This window comes from Neobacillus niacini, from assembly GCF_023715785.1.
Taxonomy (GTDB): Bacteria; Bacillota; Bacilli; order Bacillales; family Cytobacillaceae; genus Neobacillus; species Neobacillus niacini_E.
Map to the genome: position 1 here is coordinate 173,198 of NZ_JAMBOX010000007.1, position 19,856 is coordinate 193,053.

Below are 19,856 nucleotides of genomic sequence, written 5' to 3' on the forward strand. Positions count from 1 at the left end.
TGGACATTTACAGCAAACGTTTTATCCCCTTTTATTAAGTTGCTAAAGCACCCCCATCAATCGCCAAATAGTGTCCCGTCATATGAGATGCAAATTCGGATCCTAGAAAAAGCACTTTATGTGCAATCTCGATAGCCTCGGCATACCTGCCATCTGGAATCGCTTTTTCTCGTGAGGATAAGAAAGCTTCCGGATCGGATGGAGAAACCCCATTCTCGATGGAACGCATCATGCGGGTATGAACAGCACCAGGACAAATTGCATTTACACGAATCCCTTCCCGTGCCACTTCTAGTGCAACTGTCTTTGTCATTCCTATCACGGCATGCTTACTCGCGGTATAGGCAACAAACCCAGGAGCCCCAACTAGTCCTGCAGCGGAAGCGGTGTTAATGATAGCTCCGCTTCTTTGACGAATCATTTCAGGCAATACATATTTCATCCCTAAAAATACGCCTCTGACATTAATATCCATCACTTTGTTAAAGATTTCTTCTGGATACTCCGTTGTGGGCTTGATAACCCCCTCCCAACCCGCGTTGTTAGAGAAAACATCTATTCGATTGAAGCGTGCGATGGTTTGATTCACATAATTTTTCACATCCGATGGATTGGAAACATCTGCATGGATGAAGATGCCTTCCCTTCCTTCTTTTTTAATGAGAGATACCGTCTCCTCCCCCATCTTTTGGTCAATATCAACACACACTACATCTGCACCTGCTTTGGCAAACTCTATGCATATCGATCTGCCAATCCCTGATGCTCCTCCTGTCACTAATGCCACCTTGCCAGTATAATCAATCTTCACTTTGTCCACCCCTCTATTTATTAAAAGGTCACCTGCGACCATCGTAATAATAGCTAAGAAATAAAGGGTACAGGTGCCTTTCAAATTTATAAGTTGCTTGTTTCCTTTTACGCACTATAACCACCATCAACGTTAATAATTTGACCATTTACATAGCTGGAAGCATCAGAAATAAGGAAGTCCACGACATCGGCTATTTCTCTTAGCTGCCCTCTACGTGATAATGGGGTTTGAGCAAGAACACTATTTACTAGATTTCGAGTAACCTCATCTCCAGAATCGAATTTTTTATGAATACTGTTCGTTTCAGTTACTCCCGGAGCGACACCATTCACGCGAATCCCATCTGGGCCATATTCACGTGCAGCCATCCGCAGCAGTCCTTCGACAGCCATTTTTGGTATCGTAGACATTCCATCATATTCAATGGTCCGGCTAGTCACATTGGTTAGGAAAAGGACAATCGAGCCTCCCCCCTCTTGCTGGAGCAGTGGAATTCCGTGCTTTAAGATATTATAGGTGCCGATCACATCTGTCTCGATGATGGAGCGAAATAAATCATCATCATAATCTGTAATTTTCTTAATTTTAAAGGGTGTACCAGTTGCGGAAACGATAGAATCAATCCCGCCCCATTGCTCTTTTACTAAGTTGTAAAAGGAGCTGACAGATTCGGGATTAGTGATCTCAACTTTACCTATTTCAGCTTTACCGCCTGCCTCACGGATTGCTTTAGCTGTTGCTTCTGCTTTTTCCTTATTAGTTCTATAGGCAATCGTAATCGCTGCATTTTCAGCAAGCTTCGATGAAATCGCACCCCCTTGTGCACCGCTTCCTCCAAAAATGACAATTCGTTTTTGTTTTTTACTATTTTCCATAATTACTTCACCTCTTAATAGATTTATAATGGAAAAGAATTTAAAACTATCTAAAACAGTACAAAATTAACGTAACACTTGATAACCGACACGTTCACGATCCCATGTGTCGTTCGTAATGCCTTCTTCGCGTAGCTTGTATTTTTGAACTCTTTGAGAAGGAGTCCGAGGGAATTCTGTTACAAATCTTACAAAGCGAGGGAGGGCAAAGTAAGCCATTCGTGGCTGACAAAAATCCAGCAGTTCCTCTGGTGTTAGCGCTTCCCCTTCTTTTACAATGACAACAGCCATAACTTCTTCTTCACCCAGCTCTGATGGAACGCCAATTGCGGCTGAATCAAGGACCTTTGGATGATCGTTAAGAACTACTTCCACTTCAAAGGAGGAAATGTTTTCACCGCGTCTTCTGATAGCATCTTTTTGCCGATCGATAAAATATATATATCCATCTTTGTCCATTCGGCCCCGGTCCCCAGTATGTAACCATAAATTTTGCCAGGTTTTTAACGTGGCTTCCGGCATTTTATAATATTCCGTAAACATGATGCCTGGTTCTTTTGGTCTGATAACGATTTCTCCAGCTACACCTGGCGGGCATGGATAATCCTCTTCATCATGAATCTCAACATCATAATAAGGAGCGGCTATTCCACAAGAGCCCTTGCGGAAGGATTCGGATGGGTTGTTGGTTACTGTTCCACCCTCAGTTAAACCATATATTTCACTGATTTGAACACCGTATCGGTCTTGAAAGTCATCATATAGGTCAAGTGGAGTTGGTCCTCCAAAAGCCTTTCGAACCAAATGTTCTCTATCTTCAGGGCGTTCAGGCTGTTTCATAAGGATGGTGATTAATGATCCCATGAAATTAAAGGCGGTTATTTTCTCGATCCGGCAAATATCCCAGAATCTTGATGCTGAAAACTTATCATGTAAAACCACATCACAATCAGCTAAAAGCGCAGCGAGAACGGTCGTATAACGAGCATTTGCATGAAATAGCGGGAATACGGTAAACAATCGGTCATTGGGACCATACTTCATTACCTCACAACAGTTTGAAGCATTCTTGAAATTGGAGCGATGGGTGAGTACAACTCCTTTGGATGGCCCTGTGGTTCCCGAAGTAAAAAGGATAATAGAAGGGTCGGTTGGTTTAATCTCTACCTCTATCGGTGCATCACTTGATTTATCAAGAATACTAGCAATGGAATGAGTAGTAATGAGACCTGGGACTGGTTTTTCATTATCTCCTACCACAATGACATGACGGAGATGGGTCAGATCGTCTAGTATATCGATTAATCGATCGACCCATTGTGAAGAAATGATGATGGCTTGACACTCAGCTTTATTTAAAATATACGTCAGCAGGTGCCCACGGAAAGCAACATTGATAGGAACTTCAATGACACCAATCTTAGCCAAGCCTAGCCATGTATATAAAGCTTCCGGACAATTTGGAAGCATCGAAGCACAGGTTTGACCTTTTGTGAGTCCCAAATCAGTTATATAATGGGCCACTTTATTCCCATTAGAATTGAACTGATGATAGGTCACATCCTCCTGTTCAAAGCGGACAAATCTTATGTGAGATTTGGCGGATGCACGGTATTCAACTAATTTTCCAAATGTTTCAATTCCACTGTACATAGTTTCTCTCCTTTTAAAATTCTTCTCTATCCATTTACCGTCGATTATTATATTTTTATAACCCTATTCAACCTTTCTAGTATATTGGCTTGCGCCTTGACCTCCATCGATTGGAATCACTACACCATTAATAAACGCTGCTTCTCCTGATAAAAGAAAGGCGACTAAACGGGCCACTTCTTCTGGCTTGCCGAGCCGTTTAGCAGGGATTCCATCAGCATGTTTCTTTGCCAAAGCCTCCCAGTCTTCGGAATTCATAGATTTAAAATTTCCAATCAGCATATTTGTTGCAATTGGACCAGGTGCAATCCCGTTTACGCTTATACCAAACTCCGCGTATTCGATTGCCGCTGCTTTTGTTAATCCGACTACTCCGTGTTTTGCCGCTACATAACCAGGCTTATCTAAGATTCCGCGTATCCCTGCAACAGAAGCAGTGTTAACAATGTACCCCTCACCCTGTTTCTTCATGATTTCAAGTACATATTTCAACCCATAAAAGACACCATTCAAGTTAACATCTATTAATTTTGAGAACAGCCCACTGTCATATTCAGCAGTTGGGGCATTTCCACCGGCAATACCGGCATTGTTGAAAAAGCCATCAATTTTACCGTACTCACGAATGGTATTGTCAACATATCTTTTTACATTTTCCTCATTGGAAACATCCGCTGTCAAAACGATGATTTGGGTATCAGGTGAATCCTCCAAAATCAGACCTTTTGTCTCATGAAGTGTCTCCATGTTTTTGTCCACAAGAGAAAGCTTTGCTCCCTCAGCAGCACATTGAATCGCTGTCGCACGGCCCAAGCCTGAACCTGCACCCGTTATTAACACAACTTTATCGGTAAACCGTTTAAACATAATGATCAGCCCCCTGCTGGTTTCAATTGCATAGCAATTCCATTATTTTAATATTTTAATAGTCCGGTGAAGCATGGCTGACAACATTTTCAGATAGTCCTTGCAATCCTATGTGCCTCGAGGATGGCATTGTTGATTCGTCGAGGTGAAACAGAATCACCCACAGAATACATCGGAATTCCTAAACCATTAAGTTCCTTGGCAAGGGTATTTTCTTGCACTCTTCCTGTCTCGATTACGACTAAATCAGCTTTGAAGTCAGACTCTTGCCTGGTTAGGATATTACGGACCTTGATAACTTGGTCGTCAACTCCTGCCAATTGGTGGAAGATCATAAAGTTCACTCCTGCAGCACCAAGTCTTTTGAGAAGTGGCTGGATGCTCTCATGAGGAATCGATGCCCCAATTCCACTCGATTGGGTCACATAGGTAACGTGAAGTCCATTCGTTGCAAGGCGTTCTGCCACATTTAATGCAGGCCAAAATCCTGACCCATCATCAAAAACTATCGCATTCTCACCTGCAAAATCTGAAAAGTCATTTCCTTTAAGTGCTTCAAATACTGATATAACTTTCGTTGTTGTATTTCCAGATACTCGAGGGGATGCTGGCACTGCACCAGTAGCGATAATGATTGAATCAAAGCCCGTTAAATCTTTTGCATTCGCTAGTTGACTGAGATGGATTGTTACACCCAATCTTCTGACTTCAGCTTCCAAGTAATTGATTATTTCTAATAATTCACCACGATGTGGTTCTTTGGAAGCAATGCGAACCTGGCCTCCTAAAGAGGTTTCTTTTTCAAAAAGGACCACAGAATGTCCTCTTAAAGCCGCAACTCTTGCTGCTTCTAGTCCAGCCGGTCCTCCTCCGACTATAGCAATTCTTTTGGATGGATGACTAAGTTGTATATCCTTACCTAATTCACCTTCACGTCCCGTTACAGGATTCACCGTACAATATAGGTAGGGATCAAAGGTACGACATTCTTGATTGCATCCGATACATGGGATGATTTCAGCACTTCGGCCTATTTTGGCTTTGTTTGGCCATTCGGGATCGGCAATAAATGCACGAGCAGAGCCGACCAAGTCAGCGTAACCGCCTGCTACTATTTCTTCAGCCATCATTGGACTTTTAATCCGTTGACTGACGAGTACCGGAATATTAGTAGATATTCTAATAGCTCCTGCTGCTTCAACAGCAATTCCTTGAGGTGTAGTCAAATCTTTAACGTATGCTCCACGAATCCCTAAGGTAATATTCAGATAATCTACATGACTAAGCTCTCCAAGCTTGTTAACAATCTCAAGGGTATCTGACAGATGCAGTCCATCACTAATCTCTTCATCAGCACTTAAACGGATTCCCAGCACAAATTCAGGATTTGTAGATTGACGAATAGCTTCAATGATCTCCAACAAGAATTTCATTCGCCCCTTTAAAGAACCGCCATATTTATCTGTTCGATAATTTGTTGCTGGTGAGAGAAATTGAGCCACTAAATAGCCATGGGCAGCATGGATTTCGACACCATCATACCCTGCCTTATTCAGGTTTGAAGCAGATATCGCAAAGGCATCAATAATTTCAGCTATATCTTCATGAGTCAATTCAACCGGTCGGTATTGAGCTCGTGGGGATTTGATGGAGGATGGTGCTCTTAAAGGATGGTCCGATTCTCCCCCGATCATTTCACGCCCTAAGTGCAATATTTGACCAATTACCTTTGCACCATGAGCATGAATGACCTCTGCCCTTTGGCGGTATTTAGGGACAGTTTCTTCCAGGTATGCTTCACTCAGCATCCGTCGCCGAAGAATGGAACTCGGGTGAACGACCGTTCCCCCAGTAATAAGGAGCCCTGCTCCACCACGAGCAAGCTTTTCCCAGTAAGCAAGATCTTCATCAGTCGGAATCCCATCTATCATCTTTGCAGTCGCATGAGCTGTTGCGACAACTCTGTTTTTAAGTGATAGTGAACCAAGTTTAAACGGAGAAAATAAATGCGGGTAATTTACCACTAGACATGTCATTCCTTTCTGTTTAATACTAAATGGAAATAATTCCAAATTGTTACAAGGAAACGTTTTCCTTTTTTGAAGCTATACCATTGCAATAGCTGATTTCTTTTTCTAATAAGAACGTGTTTATTTGATACAGAATTTATTTTCTAATATATGATTCACTTTTCAATTTAAATTTGAAAACTACAAACTATTCTTCCTAAACGCTAGTTAAGCGGATAATCTTAGGAGGAACCCATGATTTAGTAAGTACCTCTTTTCGAGGAATGTATAGTCGTAACATAAGATAAAATGGGCCCTGGGCAGGTGTAGGCAGCTAATTGACGTCGGATTTTGGAGGCTGATGCTGCAGCCTTATATCAACACATCCATCACTTTCCACAATTAACCCCGGTGTTCTATCTCCAATAGAATACCGATTAATCGGGTTCTCCACCATTGCACCACTATCGTTATACAAGGTAATGGACCAAAAGGCATCAACAGGCGGCAGTTCGTTAACAGCCATTCTAATACGGTATTGTTGGCTGCCATCAAGAGGTATTCCACTTGCATCAACACGTGCTAATGGATAGAGTGCCTCTTCAGGTAAGGTAACGTGCCTTTGATCCTTGCAGACTGCCGCTCGTAACAGATAATCTTTGCCAAACCGTGGGCCAGCATAGTTAATTGTCCAACCGTTTACGTTTGTACCGAGATTGAGGGACTTTTCCTCAACAGTCTTCTTACCATCAGCTAACCCTCTAATCATTTCAGCCTTGGTCTCTTGAGACAGAGAATCTGGGTCAAAACCACGTTCCTGTGTTAAACCTATACTCTGAAATGATTCTATCAGCTTGCGTTCATCATCATTTGTGATTACCCAATCACGTAAAACATTGCCTAGCATTTCTAAAAATTCAAAATTGGGATGGACCGGTCGTTCCGGATCGGAGAGAGGGCGCTGTTTTGGCACTTCCCTTTCCCCAATAGTCCCTGAAAGGTAATCGGACCATGAACGTAATCTTATTTGGTCTTGGAGTTTATGTACAGCTTCAAGATCCTCAGGACCGTTAACTAGAAAACGACCAGCAATCAGACAATATCGAGTATAGCTAGGAACACCAAGCATGCCGGTTGGTACAGTACCATGATAGGCTGGACCATAAATGAACAATGGTGGTAACTGACCTCCGTTTGTACGTTGACCCGCCGACATGGATGTAGAAGTATCAGCCAGGGCCAGTTGGAAGGTATAATAGCGATTACCAAATTTTGGTGTTTCCAGCACCATAGGCTCTTGGCTTAAATCAAGCCATGCCAAGCTATATAGCGTGTCGTTGTTCGGACCAATTCCCTTGCTGTTAGGATTAAAAAGGGAACGCCCGTGTCCCACATGATTTAACGGTGCTCCCGCATTGACATCACATACTGCCATGGATTGAACCTGCTGCGTTAAATTCAGACGCATTACTGCGGAAGAGATTAATGGATAACCCCAAATATAGGCCCTTAGAGCAAGCGTATACACGTCTTTTTTTCCCCAGTAAATATGTTTTTTGTTATCATCAAAACTTTCTCCTCCTAAACAACTCATTACCCCCAAATTTAAATAGGTTGATGAGACAAAGTCTTGTTTTAACTAAACTTACCTTTCCTACTCCCTTCATTCACAAGTAAATCGAACATTATATGCCAATATATCGGACACCTTCAGGCTCCCACTTTCCTTCAAGCAGCTCGGGTCTTGGCATGTAGGAACGAATGGACAAATAGAAGGGCCCATTGGGAGCTGGAAGCCAATTCGTATTTTCTGTCGGAGAAGTGTGCTGAACTGTAATAGTCACAGAGCCATTTCGTCCGTATTGAAGACCCGTAGTTCTGTTATTGATGCAATAACGGTTAATGCTGTTTGGGGAAAGTTCTTTCGTCTTTGCATCATATAAGGTAAGTGACCAGAAAGCATCTGCGGGTGGTGGAGAATCCATATGCAAGACATATCGTCCCTTGGATCCGTCAAGCTGGTTGCCATTTTCATCATAAAATGTTACAAATGATTGATTTTCTTCCACCACATTAGCACCTAAGCCAACATAATTCACTGCTGCCCTGCTAAGGTAATTGAAGCCATATGCACCTTTACTATTTGTTTTTACCCAATGCGTACAAAGAGGAATACCTAGCTGGGACTGAGAATTAGTGATCACATTCATGGCATCCGCATAGCCGGCAATCATACCCTCTTGACTTTCCGGGTACAAGTTATCGAAATCGAACGGTATCTGTCCTCCAATACCGATTGTGCGATAACGATAAGTTAGCCCATCCTCTTGAGCCGGCTTCCCGTTTGAACGAAGGACGAAATCTAGAATCTTAAAAAAACCAGCGGGTCCATCCAATTCTGCTTGTGGATAGGTACCACCAAACAGAGAGAATTCCTCGCTCGCCTTCACATCAGACGTGAAGGGAGTAATCTTCACCGCATCTTGAAGGGCGTGGACCTCAGGCAGGTCAAACTCGTGAAGCGGGAAAATCCGCATAAGAATCCATAGATAGGGTGTAGAGACCTTAAACGGCGTGACTCCTGGAGAGAGTTCCCCTTGCCAATCTGTTGCTGTAACGAGAAACCTTCCAGCATTGGATCCATGCGTTCTTTGGCTTATGTTTGCTGTGTTTCCGTACATATCTAATAATTGAAGAGTGTAATATCTTTCCCCAAAAGCAGGTACTTCGATTAGAAGAGGCCCTTTGGTCAAATTCAACCATGCATTTGAGTAAATCGTATCCACGTTCGGTGACTTAAAAGCCTTGTAACCGGGTTTTGCCAACTCTCGATCATGGACAAATTTATTAAAACCAACATAATCAGAGCTTTCATGGTTGATGGCTTGCCGGTACATCTCCCGATACTGATACACACTCACCAATCCATAAATCGTTGCATCCATGCTTAGCATACGTGTATATGCAACTCGGGCAGAGCTATCACTAGGCACGATATCCGGGTGAAGTACAGGCGCATATTGCTCCACTTTTGAAACATCATAGCCGGAAGTATAAAAACCCTTTATCTTTTCCATTCACTTTATCCCTCCATGTAATCAATTTTGTCAATGCGACATAAAGTCCGGCAGCCACATGACCATTTCTGGGAATATCAATAATAAAATAATGACTACCAACTGTATGGCCATAAAGATCATGCAACCTTTAAAGATTCTAAAAAGGTTAACCTCTGGTGCAATACTTTTTAACGAATAAACAACAAGACCAAATGGCGGACTGACCATTCCAACCTCGATCATCGCAACAACGATAACACCAAACCAGATCCCATCGTACCCTAACTGATTAATGATAGGATAGTAGATTGGAATGGTTATGAGCAGCATCGTTACACCATCCAAAAACATCCCCAATACATAATAAGTTGCTAATATTCCCAACAAAATGAGAAAAGGTGGAAGATCTAAATTTGAAACCGTACTTGAAATCGTTAATGGGAGGCCTGAGAAAATAAGTAGTTTGGAAAATACATAGGCACCAAGAACTAGAAAGAGGAGTGAAACGGTAATCGAGGCGGAATCCACGCAAGCGCTGACAAATTTCTTGAAGAACCCTTTTCCCGTTCTTATTACTAATAAAATCAAAGATATAAAAGCACCCCAGGCAGCTGCTTCTGTCGCGGTAAAAAATCCTGTAAACATGCCGAAAAAGATGGTTCCAAATATCGCGATGACTCCCCATGTCTTCGGCAATACACTAAATTTTTCTTTCCATGTATAAGTTTCATTGACAAGCGGTGCTACACTTGGTTTAACTTTTGCAATCACAATAATACCTAACGAAAAGGCTACTACGAGAATAATACCTGGGACAATCCCACCAATCAGGAGCTTTGAAATCGACTCCCCAGTAGCAAGCCCATATAACACCATCATTCCACTTGGAGGAATCATGGAAGCTAGCAGACCTCCTGCTCCACAAGCACCAAAACTTAATGTATCACTATACCCGTTCTTCCTCATTTCTGGAATAGCCAGTTTTCCCATGGTAATAGCTCCTGCTGTACTAGAGCCGGAACAAGCAGCAAATACAGATCCAGCCGCTATGGTTGTAACACCTAACCCTCCTGGTAACTTTCCTAGCCACCGGCGCGCTACATCATAGCCATCCTTGGCAATCCCTGCGGATAACGCAAACGCTCCGATAAGGATGAACAATGGCAATGCTGCAACATCATTTGATAAGACGCCACTTAATGGAGAAAGGTGGATCACAGAGTTTGCCACATCAAAACCCTTCAGAAACCAGATTCCGCCAAACCCAACAATAAATAATGAAAACGATATAGGCACTTGCAGGAAGATCAGTACAAGGAGTAGGATTATAGCAAGTATTGAGAGCATCATACCTCTGGCACCTCCGGTTTCTCATTCTTCATAGGATTAGTGGACCCGTTATCCGGTTTTGAGAATATTGCTTTAATCTCCTTTACTAAATCAAAAAATAGCTGAATGGTCAGTAAACCTAAACCCAATGTCATCACCAGTTTCAATGGAAAAATGGGAATCTTGGTAATACCTGCTATGACTTCACCATTGACATACGATTCATAGGCTTTTCCACCATAGAGGTAAGTTATCCAACCAAAAAACACCAAAGATGCGGCGTAAACAAGCATAGAGATAAAATGGACGATAGGGTTTGGTAAATATTGACCAAGAATGTTGACAGCGATATGTTGTTTGTCTTTTTGGGCCTTACTTAGACCAAGATAAATAGTCATTCCTACTAGGACCCCTTGTAATTCGAATACTCCATATATGGGTGTTTTTAGCCATCTCATAATGACATCAAGTACTACCGCAAACATCATGACAATGATGATAACTGTCGATAGGACACTGCAACAAAAGGAAATCCGTTCAAATATTTTTTGGGCAAGTCCAAAACCTTTCATCCATTTCCCCCCCTGAAAAAACTCGTTTGTTATTAAACATAGAATCTGCTAGCCACACAACTACCTTGTTGGCAGCTAGCAGTCTATAAAAAGGTGAGGTTAAAGCTCCCCTTTTTCTTCCATCTCCAAGAATTCTTCAATAATTGTCTTACTTGGGTTCTTCTTGTGGTATTCCTCCAACAGTTTCCTGGCTTCTTCCACTTTTTTTCTAACATCCTTATATCCAGCTGCTTCTGCAGCTTTTATTGCCGGTTCCCATACAGCAGGCGGGTTAATCGCTTTTTGCCAGCGGGAGGCTTCTTCAGGTGAAAGCTGAACAATACGAACATCATTTTCCCTAGCTAACTTAAGGCCCTCGATTGCATCGTTAAAGTACGCCTCATGTTCAACTTCAGAAGGGAGTGAGCTAATTTCGGCAATTACCTTTTTGACGTCATCAGGCAGGCTGCTATAGACATCTCCATTAAACGCAATTCCAAACCACATAAATGCACCATTATGACGGAAGTCAGTAACCTGTTTTGAAACTTCAGCCATTTTATTTGATAATAGAGCATAGGGAGGAAATGGAACCACGTCAACCGTTCCCTTTTCAAGTGCCCCATAAGCATCCGCAGAAGAAATTTGCACTGGGACCCCACCAAGATTTTTCGCTGCTAAGGAATCTGCTTCACCAAGTCCTCTTATCCTTTTGCCTTTAAGATCTTCAAGCTTATCAAATTCAAAATTACTCATAAATACATTATTACTGCCGTTAAACCATGCTACAGGCTCGACGTTATATTTTCTCCACTCCTCTTGTAATTCAGGCATTTCTTCCCATAGTTGTTTTTGAATATCTGCTGCGCTTGTAGCTAAATCCTCTAGGAATACCGGTTGGAGAGCATTCGTCAGCGGTGTTTTACTTGGATTATAAGCATTTGAAATAAAAGCAACATCAACAATTCCATCCTTTAACCCTTCAAGTGTGCTGGCTGCATCCATGGCTACACCACCATAGGAAATTTGCTCAATTTTGACTTTTCCGTTCGTTCTTTTTTCTAGCTCTTCCGCCCATGCTCTGAGTCCTTTTGACTGTGCTGCACCTTCTAAAAGCGCTGTGGAAACTGTAAGCTTTATCGTTTTTTCGCTATTTTTATTTCCACCTTTAGAAGATTGCTGACTACCACTAGATTCGGTTGAACACCCAACTGCAACTAATATAAGGAGCAAAAGTAACATAAAACTGATGGTCAATTTTTTCATTAATAAATCCCCCTTTTTTAAATAGTTAAGCGAAATTTTACATGATTGATAGGATTATTTGTTTGTCTTGCTAGACTAATCCTTTTTAGGTAGTGTATTGAAAAAATGATTATTTTCCTTATTAAGAAGTGAATCACCTTTCAGATTAAATGTAAAAAAAATACTGGTTATATCTCGCTTGCTCAATGAGGTTTAGGCAATTTAATCTTGATCAAATCACAATGAACCAAATTTAATACATGAATCAGCTTTCAGTTTTAGTAATTAAAAAATACTGGTTATATTTTGCTAGACCAATAGGTTAAGGCAATTTAAATCGTGTTATATTTCGCAATAAATCAAAGTAATACATGAATCAGTTTTCAATTTTAGAGTAAAAAAATTTGTTGGACATCCTTTTTTTTCAGTAATAACCTATAAACAGCCAATTTAATCAACGATTTTTTGATAGCGTTTTCATAAATTGATATAAAAAATTTGTTAAGCACCACCTACCTAAAATAGTATGGTATTACAACTATACTCTTGGACTACTACGATAGAACACTTTACTCTAAATTTTCCACTCAACTTCTAAAGGTTAGAACATTAAGGATTAAATCCCTCCCTTTTGACTTTAGGAAGTGTCCTTCTTTTTCATACTACAAATATCATATTAACTTATGATAAATTTGTCAATTATGAATTTTCAGTTTTTTATGATGATAAACATAAACTATTTAATCTGCTCAAGCAAAATAGTTTTCAACACAACTAGGAAATAATCAGCCACCCCCTGTAAAAAGTACAGGGGATGTTATGCATAGAATCTGCTATTGAATAGTGGCCTTCGGTTTGAGTGTGTGCTTTAACACCTTTCCACTTGCATTTCGTGGTAATGTATCAAAGAATTCTACTTCCGCAGGCAGTTTATATTTGGCCAGTTTGTTTTTGCAATAGGATATGACGTCTTCCTCGGACAAGGATTTTCCTTCTTTTAACACGACATATGCTTTGGGCACTTCGCCGTAAACTTCATGAGGAACGCCGACCACAGCCGCCTCGAGGATTTCATCCATCGCATATAATACTTCCTCGATTTCAACTGGGTATACATTCTCTCCGCCGCGGATCATCATGTCTTTTTTTCGGTCAACAATGTATAACAATCCGTCCTCATCCAAACGGCCCAGGTCGCCGCTATACATCCAGCCATCCTTCAGGGTTTCCCGCGTTGCTTCCTCATTTTTTAAGTATCCCTTCATGACCTGAGGACCTTTTACGATAATTTCGCCCACTTCTCCAACAGGAACATCCATCCCGTATACATCTACAACCCTTACTTGTGTATGAGGCAGCGGCTCTCCAACAGAACCGATTTTGTCAAGAGCGTAATGATCCTTTAGAGTAGTAGCCCCAGGAGAATTTTCTGTTTGACCATATAAGTTTTGAACCTTTACATTTGGATAGAGCGTTTTCACTTTTTTCACCAATTCATAAGGCATTGGCGCTGCACCATACGTAAATAGTCGTAATTGGGACAGGTCGGTTTGGGACAGTTTTGATGTATTGAGCAGAATGCTGTAAATCGCCGGTACGCCAAAGAAAATCGTTACTTGTTCCCTTTCCATTGTTTCCAATGTTTTTTCAGGTGAAAATGCCTCCTCAATGACGACCGTTCCACCCCGTAGGATTGTCGGAATAGAAAAACAATGGCTTGCTGCACAATGGAATAGTGGTGTGACGATGTGCATTCGGTCGGATGAAGTAACTTCCAGAGACTCGGCCCAAATAGTAGCAATTGCCCGGACGTTGCCAGCGGAAAGCATAACACCTTTTGGCTTTCCCGTTGTGCCGGATGTGTAAAAAATAACAGCTGTGTCCTCTTCACAAATAGCAGGTTTAGTATAAGAAAGGGAATCATCGGCAATAACCGACCTGAAAGATTCGTTACCGCCCACTTCAAGAAGATCTTGGAACCGTTCTAGTGGCGTTTCCATTTGATTTAATACGTCTTTTAACCGTACATCATAGATAAGGGCTTTTGCTTCAGAATGATTGAAAATGTACTCTACTTCAGGGGCAGCTAGTTTCGTATTAACAGGAAGTACGGCGAATCCTCCCAGTTGACATGCATAATAAACGATAAGAAAATCATCGGAATTCTGCAGGTAAAGTGCGATAATGTCCTCTTTTTTATAACCTTTACTCTGAAAATAGCCTGCTAGGTTTACTGCTTTTTGGAAAAATTCTCCGTAGGTAGTTTCCCTGTTTTGAAAAGATGTAATAACTTTATCAGGTTGAGTTTGCGCATGTTGTGCCAACTGTTCAAATATAAACATAGTATACACTCCTTTAAATGCAGTCAGAATAATTATACTAGATATAATATTCTGATAACAATATGTATATTTAATACTCTCTTTTATTTAACGCTGTGGTTTCTTTAAAAATTCAAGTGTGATAAAGCGGTCCATATTTCGTCAAAGGACCACATAAATCTAACATAAAATCTAATACGGCCTATTTTCTAATCAATAATATCTGTTAGTATTTTCTACTAGACTCAAAAATCACTCTATTATCTTTCGTCCTTAAGGGGTAATTGATAAGAATATAAACATAATCCACCCGGATCACCAACTCAAGGGTGGATTATGTTTTATGGTTATGAATTAAGAATGACGTGGCGAATATTATTTTTCACCCTCCATGCCCCGCCGTCATGTTTTTCTCTTCTCCAATTCCTAATTTATTAGGGAATGACAGGCTTTGTGGCAGTGTGATGGAGGCAAAACTAGCTAGCAGCGCAAGGATACCTGCAGCGCTGAACGAAAATAAATGTGTGCCAAACACCTCATAGCCCCAGCCTCCGAGGAATGACCCGATGGCTGCCCCAATCTGGTGTCCAACGAAATAAGCCAATCCATTTAAAATGCCCAATAGCCTAACTCCATACAAATCACTTAAGATAGCGGTGGACATGGCTACAGAACCCGCCCATACCAAACCCCCAATCGCGGAAACAAGAAAGAGCTGCCAAGTGGCCATCGACAACACCAACCCGAAAAATCCCAGGCCGCGGACAAAAAACACGAGAAACAAAATGTTTTTTCGCGGAAAACGGTCTGCAAGCTGCCCTAAAAAGATGGTGCCGAAGATGGCGACAATCCCGATCATTCCCACTCCAAAGGAAGCGGTCATCGGCGCAAAATGATGATCCATCAGCATCGGGACCCCGTGGGAGCCTAATAAATTCATTCCAAAGCCGCAAGCAAATAAGGCAAAAACAATTTTCCAATAGGTTAGTGTCTTAAGAGCATCTTTTAAGGTGAGATCCGTCGGGGCTTCTTGTCTAATTTTTCCTCGGGCATTCCCAGGCCCATCTGCGCCTTCCGGAACATCCTCCTTCATGATAAAAACGGCTGAAGGAAGAACAAGACAAATAAATACTGCTCCAAATAAAAGAAGCGTATTGTGCCAGCCAATCATGCCGATTAGCCAAGTTTCGACAGGTGTCATTACCGCAATCCCGGCCATCCCCCCTGTCGTCAAATAAAAAAGCGCCTTCCCCCTTTGGCGGACGAACCATTTGCTAATAATGGGCGACAAGCTGATACTGCTTAAAAAGGCAAGCCCGATCGACAGAAACACGCCATAAGAAAGCAGAAAGGAAATCAGTCCTTTTGATAATACCGTCCAAATAATCGAAATACAGACAATGGTCAGCCCAGACAGCAGCAAAATACGGGTATTATAGGCTTTGATCAGGATTCCCGCGATGGGCATCCCGATTCCATAAGCAATCATTCCAACTGAAACAATAAGGGAGAATTCAGTCCGCGACAACCCTAAATCATCCATCATCGGATTGACAAAAGGTCCAATCCCCATCCGCATCCCTGTTGTAAGCAAGACAATGATGCCGGCGAAGATGACAATATACCAGCCAAAGTAGAGTCGTTTGTTATAATTCATGGTATACCTCACCTACGATTCTAATTTCATACATTCCATATAACCTCCGGAGGTCGAAAGTTTTCGTAATACTATGAATATAATACATATATTTACTTTTGCATAGAAATTGTTATGGAAGTTTAATTGGTCACGAGTAAAACTTTTAGCAGAAGAAATGTACGTAAGCTCCCTCCTTCCCAGACCCTAATGAAGCAGCAATTGCATTGCGCCTTAGGCTCCAAAAAAATGGCGACTGACAGGCCAAAAGAACTGTACCCAAGTTCCCAATCAAAAATCAACTAAATGTAACCTGATAGTTAAAAACATGAAACCTAATTATGCAATAATGACTATTCGGGGATTGTAAAAAGAGATTAAATCCGCTATTATTGACCCGTTATTAACAAGGTAATAGTTTGAAAAGTTTCACAGCGTAGGTGGTGCTAAATTTGTCACGGAAGAAAAAGAAAAGAATTAGGTGGGGTAGAGTGTTTGGGGCTCTTATTCTATCAAGTATATTTATGGTTGGTCTTTATACAATCTATCAGTACATAGAAGGAAAAATTAACGTACTTAACGAACCGCTTAAAAAAGTAGAAGGAAAACATACTTTTAACGGAGCAAAAACAAAAAATAACCTAGATGCCGTAAATGTTCTTTTATTAGGAAGTGACTCGCGGGGCGAAAAACAAGCCCGAACAGACACGATAATGATTGCCCATTATAATCCGCAAAATAATGCATTTAAACTGATTTCGTTCATGCGCGATATGCGTGTCAATTTCCCAGAACATGGCCAGCAAAAACTAAATGCTGCTTTTTCTTTTGGTGGTCCTGAATTACTAAGGCAAACCATTAAAGAGAATTTCAATCTGGATATTCATTACTATACCATAGTTGATTTTGAAGGGTTCGAAAAAGCGGTCGATCTCCTCGTTCCAAACGGGATTGAAGTGGACGTACCCTATGAGATGTCTTATGGCATTGGAATGACGATAAATGAGGGCAAGCAACGGCTTAATGGGAAAGAATTGTTAGGATATGTCCGGTTCCGTCACGATCGTTTAAGTGATTTCGGACGAATTCAAAGACAGCAAGAAGTCATTTCCAAATTAAAAGAAGAAGCACTAGATACGCAAAGCATTATCAAACTACCTGAACTAGTAGGTCTTTTAAATAAATACTTAGATACCAATATCGATAGTTCCACACTTATGGCGATTGGAAAAGATCTTCTCACCAATAATAGCAGCAATGTAGAAACATTACGCATCCCAAAGGATAGCAGTTTTGAAATAAAACGTTACAAAGGGCTTGGTGAAGTCTTAGAAGTGGACTTCGATCAAAATAAAGAAGCACTTTCTACTTTTTTAGAAGGACATGGCACTGTACAAAGAGAAGAATAGTTCCTCCGATCCCGGAAAAATGCCCGCCAAGAGATTGCTCTTGGTGGGCGTGAATTTGTGTTGGCTTACTGCAATAGGTCCGTCACAAGTATTGGAGAACAGGGGCGATTCTCATCGTATACGTAGGTCCCCAGAACAGGCCTTCGGGTTCTAATAGTTTTTTATCAGCATTTTATCTATTCCACGAACTTTATCATATGAATGTAATAGTTTCTCTGGTACCAAGGTTCTGCCATATTCCCAGGCATTCTCTTCTATTTGAGATAAAAGCTGAGCTTTTTCCTCATCCCCGCCATACAGCAATGTCCTTAAATCATGTTTGTTTTTCTTAAAATCCAGATAATAGCCGAGCTGATGATAAAGTATAAGCTTAACACAGTCTTCATCTGCCTGTTTTATTTTTAAAATTAATATTTGCTATGTAACCATTTATTTGCAAGTAATTAAAATCTACATCATTCACTATTTTTAATCAAAAAGTCCTATTAATATGCAAGATTATTACCTTTTACTTAATCCATTACCAAGCCGCCATCTACAACAAGGTTCTGGCCTGTAACAGCTCTTGCCCATGGTGATGCAAAGAACAATGCTGTGTCAGCGAATTCTTCTGGAGTCGTTGCTTTTTGCAAAGGGGTGGTGGATTCAATGATGCCAAATACCTCTTTAGTAGTGACACTACTTGCATCCGTTTGCTTTAACAATCCGCCAGAAATCATATTCACCGTAATACCATACTGTCCCAATTCTTTAGCCAGATTTCGTGTAAATCCAAGTAACGCCGCTTTGGCAGTGGTATACTCGTGATAGGCAACGACCGGATTTTGAACCAAATTCGTTCCAATGTTGATAATACGGCCATACCCCTGTTCCTTCATATCTACTACACATGCTTGAACGGTATTTAGAGCCCCTTTAATACTTCCCTCAAATTGTGTATTAAACTTCTCCCACTCTAGTTCGAACACATTTTTTTGAGTAACTGGATTGAACTGAAAATCTATTAAAGCATTATTAATAATGGTGGTGATGGGAGTATGAAAGTACCCTTTTGCTTTAGCCACCATTTCATTTACTTGATCCTTGTCTCTAACATCCGCTTGAATGGCAATGGCATTTTCACCTAAGCTTTTTGCTAGGTCTTCTGCCTTTTCTTTGCTTTTATAATAGTTAACAATGACATTTGCCCCCTCCTTTGCAAAAGCGGTTGCCAATGCAGCTCCTAACCCCCTGCTTGCTCCTGTGATTAAAACGGTTTGTTTACTCAATTCCATAATATTCCCCTCCATTTTCATTGCTGAATTTATGTATGTGAAAAATAAAATTTCAGCCAATAAACAAAAAAACTAAGCCAAAAGGGCCTAGTTTAATAGTGAGCTAAACTACTTCCCTACGCTGGCATGATCCAGATCAGGTACTGAGGGTCAAAAAGTCATCATCTTTTTTCTCAGCCTGAATCACAGGCTCCCCTAGTAGAACGAATATTCACTTAAATCTTTTAGAGTTCATTCTAAACCGGAATGATAAAATACGCAATAAATTAGTATTATGAAACCAAGAGAAAAACAGCCCTGAGTCAAATTTTGAGAGTGTTGGTGACAATGTATTTTAATTAATAAAAATTTCGGTTATAATAGTAATAAATATTGAATAACTTAAAAAAGACCGAACATGCATAAACATATCCGGTCCAGCAATAGACGGTTCCCTCAGAGGGGATTGGCCGAGAGGCGAAATAATCCACCTGAGCGCCTAACTCAAGGGTGGATTATTTTTTTCGGTTAATTGACAGAATGGTTACGATTAAGCCAGCAAAACCAATCGCAAACATTAGAGATTCATAAACTGTCATCCAGCATCACCCCCTTTCTGTTGGGGAGTGTGCCGACCACCCTTGAGAAATCCTATTCTATTGCAATTAAAGTATACCATTACCGCGCAAACAAGAACACACGTTTCATTCTAATTCCACTAAAACCTTTGCTATCTTGGTTGTTATTTCTACGACGGTGGTCCACTTTAAGATATCTAGATACACGCATCCTTATGTTTTTCTTCAACTACATAATTATAAAGTTTATCAAAGCA

14 protein-coding genes and 1 riboswitch are annotated in these 19,856 nt (G+C 40.9%); of the genes, 1 reads left to right on the top strand and 13 read right to left on the bottom strand.

All coding sequences use genetic code 11. The features are described from left to right. Nucleotides 1-34: 34 nt before the first annotated feature. From M3234_RS14645 to M3234_RS14700, 12 genes are all read right to left on the bottom strand, one after another. On the bottom strand, nucleotides 35-811 hold the full coding sequence (locus tag M3234_RS14645; protein ID WP_262305430.1) for an SDR family NAD(P)-dependent oxidoreductase: 777 nt from the start codon (nucleotides 809-811) through the stop codon (nucleotides 35-37). 107 nt (nucleotides 812-918) lie between these two features. Next, nucleotides 919-1,689 (bottom strand): SDR family NAD(P)-dependent oxidoreductase, encoded by a 771-nt coding sequence (locus tag M3234_RS14650; RefSeq protein WP_262305431.1) that lies wholly within the window; start codon nucleotides 1,687-1,689, stop codon nucleotides 919-921. A gap of 66 nt (nucleotides 1,690-1,755) precedes the next feature. Next, on the bottom strand, nucleotides 1,756-3,342 hold the full coding sequence (locus M3234_RS14655; protein WP_262305432.1) for an AMP-binding protein: 1,587 nt from the start codon (nucleotides 3,340-3,342) through the stop codon (nucleotides 1,756-1,758). Between the two features lie 63 nt (nucleotides 3,343-3,405). Next, nucleotides 3,406-4,209 carry an SDR family oxidoreductase gene (locus tag M3234_RS14660; protein WP_262305433.1) on the bottom strand — a complete coding sequence of 268 codons (804 nt, stop codon included), beginning with the start codon at nucleotides 4,207-4,209 and terminating at the stop codon, nucleotides 3,406-3,408. 89 nt (nucleotides 4,210-4,298) lie between these two features. Continuing rightward, complete coding sequence (locus M3234_RS14665; protein WP_262305434.1) at nucleotides 4,299-6,233, bottom strand: oxidoreductase; 1,935 nt, start codon at nucleotides 6,231-6,233, stop codon at nucleotides 4,299-4,301. A 319-nt stretch (nucleotides 6,234-6,552) separates the two neighbouring features. Next, complete coding sequence (locus M3234_RS14670; protein ID WP_262305435.1) at nucleotides 6,553-7,812, bottom strand: DUF1254 domain-containing protein; 1,260 nt, start codon at nucleotides 7,810-7,812, stop codon at nucleotides 6,553-6,555. Nucleotides 7,813-7,903: 91 nt separating this feature from the next. After that, nucleotides 7,904-9,295, bottom strand: coding sequence for a DUF1254 domain-containing protein (locus tag M3234_RS14675; RefSeq protein WP_262305436.1), 1,392 nt, complete (start codon nucleotides 9,293-9,295; stop codon nucleotides 7,904-7,906). Between the two features lie 30 nt (nucleotides 9,296-9,325). Beyond that, entirely contained in the window at nucleotides 9,326-10,627 is a 1,302-nt protein-coding gene (locus M3234_RS14680; RefSeq protein ID WP_262305437.1) for a TRAP transporter large permease, read from the bottom strand. Next, nucleotides 10,624-11,178, bottom strand: coding sequence for a TRAP transporter small permease (locus M3234_RS14685; RefSeq protein ID WP_262305438.1), 555 nt, complete (start codon nucleotides 11,176-11,178; stop codon nucleotides 10,624-10,626). Before M3234_RS14685 ends, M3234_RS14680 begins: the two co-directional genes overlap by 4 nt. 99 nt (nucleotides 11,179-11,277) lie before the next feature. Continuing rightward, nucleotides 11,278-12,423 (bottom strand): TRAP transporter substrate-binding protein DctP, encoded by a 1,146-nt coding sequence (gene dctP / locus M3234_RS14690; protein WP_262305439.1) that lies wholly within the window; start codon nucleotides 12,421-12,423, stop codon nucleotides 11,278-11,280. Nucleotides 12,424-13,235: 812 nt separating this feature from the next. Beyond that, complete coding sequence (locus tag M3234_RS14695) at nucleotides 13,236-14,744, bottom strand: class I adenylate-forming enzyme family protein (RefSeq protein WP_262305440.1); 1,509 nt, start codon at nucleotides 14,742-14,744, stop codon at nucleotides 13,236-13,238. Nucleotides 14,745-15,105: 361 nt separating this feature from the next. Beyond that, nucleotides 15,106-16,380 carry an MFS transporter gene (locus M3234_RS14700; RefSeq protein WP_262305441.1) on the bottom strand — a complete coding sequence of 425 codons (1,275 nt, stop codon included), beginning with the start codon at nucleotides 16,378-16,380 and terminating at the stop codon, nucleotides 15,106-15,108. Between the two features lie 431 nt (nucleotides 16,381-16,811). Here M3234_RS14700 and M3234_RS14705 point away from each other — a divergent pair, with 431 nt between their 5' ends. Further along, on the top strand, nucleotides 16,812-17,768 hold the full coding sequence (locus tag M3234_RS14705) for an LCP family protein (RefSeq protein WP_262305442.1): 957 nt from the start codon (nucleotides 16,812-16,814) through the stop codon (nucleotides 17,766-17,768). 512 nt (nucleotides 17,769-18,280) lie between these two features. Here the strand turns inward: M3234_RS14705 and M3234_RS14715 are convergent. Continuing rightward, the gene (locus M3234_RS14715; protein WP_262305443.1) at nucleotides 18,281-19,042 is read right to left on the bottom strand and encodes a 3-oxoacyl-ACP reductase; all 762 of its coding nucleotides are present in this window, start codon (nucleotides 19,040-19,042) and stop codon (nucleotides 18,281-18,283) included. Nucleotides 19,043-19,138: 96 nt separating this feature from the next. After that, nucleotides 19,139-19,249: riboswitch (TPP riboswitch) on the bottom strand. Nucleotides 19,250-19,856: the final 607 nt, after the last annotated feature.

Excerpts from the sequence above, each read along its gene's own strand:
- M3234_RS14650 (WP_262305431.1), bottom strand. The coding sequence starts at position 1,689 with ATGGAAAATAGTAAAAAACAAAAACGAATTGTCATTTTTGGAGGAAGC.
- M3234_RS14655 (WP_262305432.1), bottom strand. The coding sequence starts at position 3,342 with ATGTACAGTGGAATTGAAACATTTGGAAAATTAGTTGAATACCGTGCA.
- M3234_RS14660 (WP_262305433.1), bottom strand. The coding sequence starts at position 4,209 with ATGTTTAAACGGTTTACCGATAAAGTTGTGTTAATAACGGGTGCAGGT.
- M3234_RS14670 (WP_262305435.1), bottom strand. The coding sequence starts at position 7,812 with ATGAGTTGTTTAGGAGGAGAAAGTTTTGATGATAACAAAAAACATATT.
- M3234_RS14675 (WP_262305436.1), bottom strand. The coding sequence starts at position 9,295 with ATGGAAAAGATAAAGGGTTTTTATACTTCCGGCTATGATGTTTCAAAA.
- M3234_RS14680 (WP_262305437.1), bottom strand. The coding sequence starts at position 10,627 with ATGATGCTCTCAATACTTGCTATAATCCTACTCCTTGTACTGATCTTC.
- M3234_RS14685 (WP_262305438.1), bottom strand. The coding sequence starts at position 11,178 with ATGAAAGGTTTTGGACTTGCCCAAAAAATATTTGAACGGATTTCCTTT.
- dctP (WP_262305439.1), bottom strand. The coding sequence starts at position 12,423 with ATGAAAAAATTGACCATCAGTTTTATGTTACTTTTGCTCCTTATATTA.
- M3234_RS14695 (WP_262305440.1), bottom strand. The coding sequence starts at position 14,744 with ATGTTTATATTTGAACAGTTGGCACAACATGCGCAAACTCAACCTGAT.
- M3234_RS14700 (WP_262305441.1), bottom strand. The coding sequence starts at position 16,380 with ATGAATTATAACAAACGACTCTACTTTGGCTGGTATATTGTCATCTTC.
- M3234_RS14715 (WP_262305443.1), bottom strand. The coding sequence starts at position 19,042 with ATGGAATTGAGTAAACAAACCGTTTTAATCACAGGAGCAAGCAGGGGG.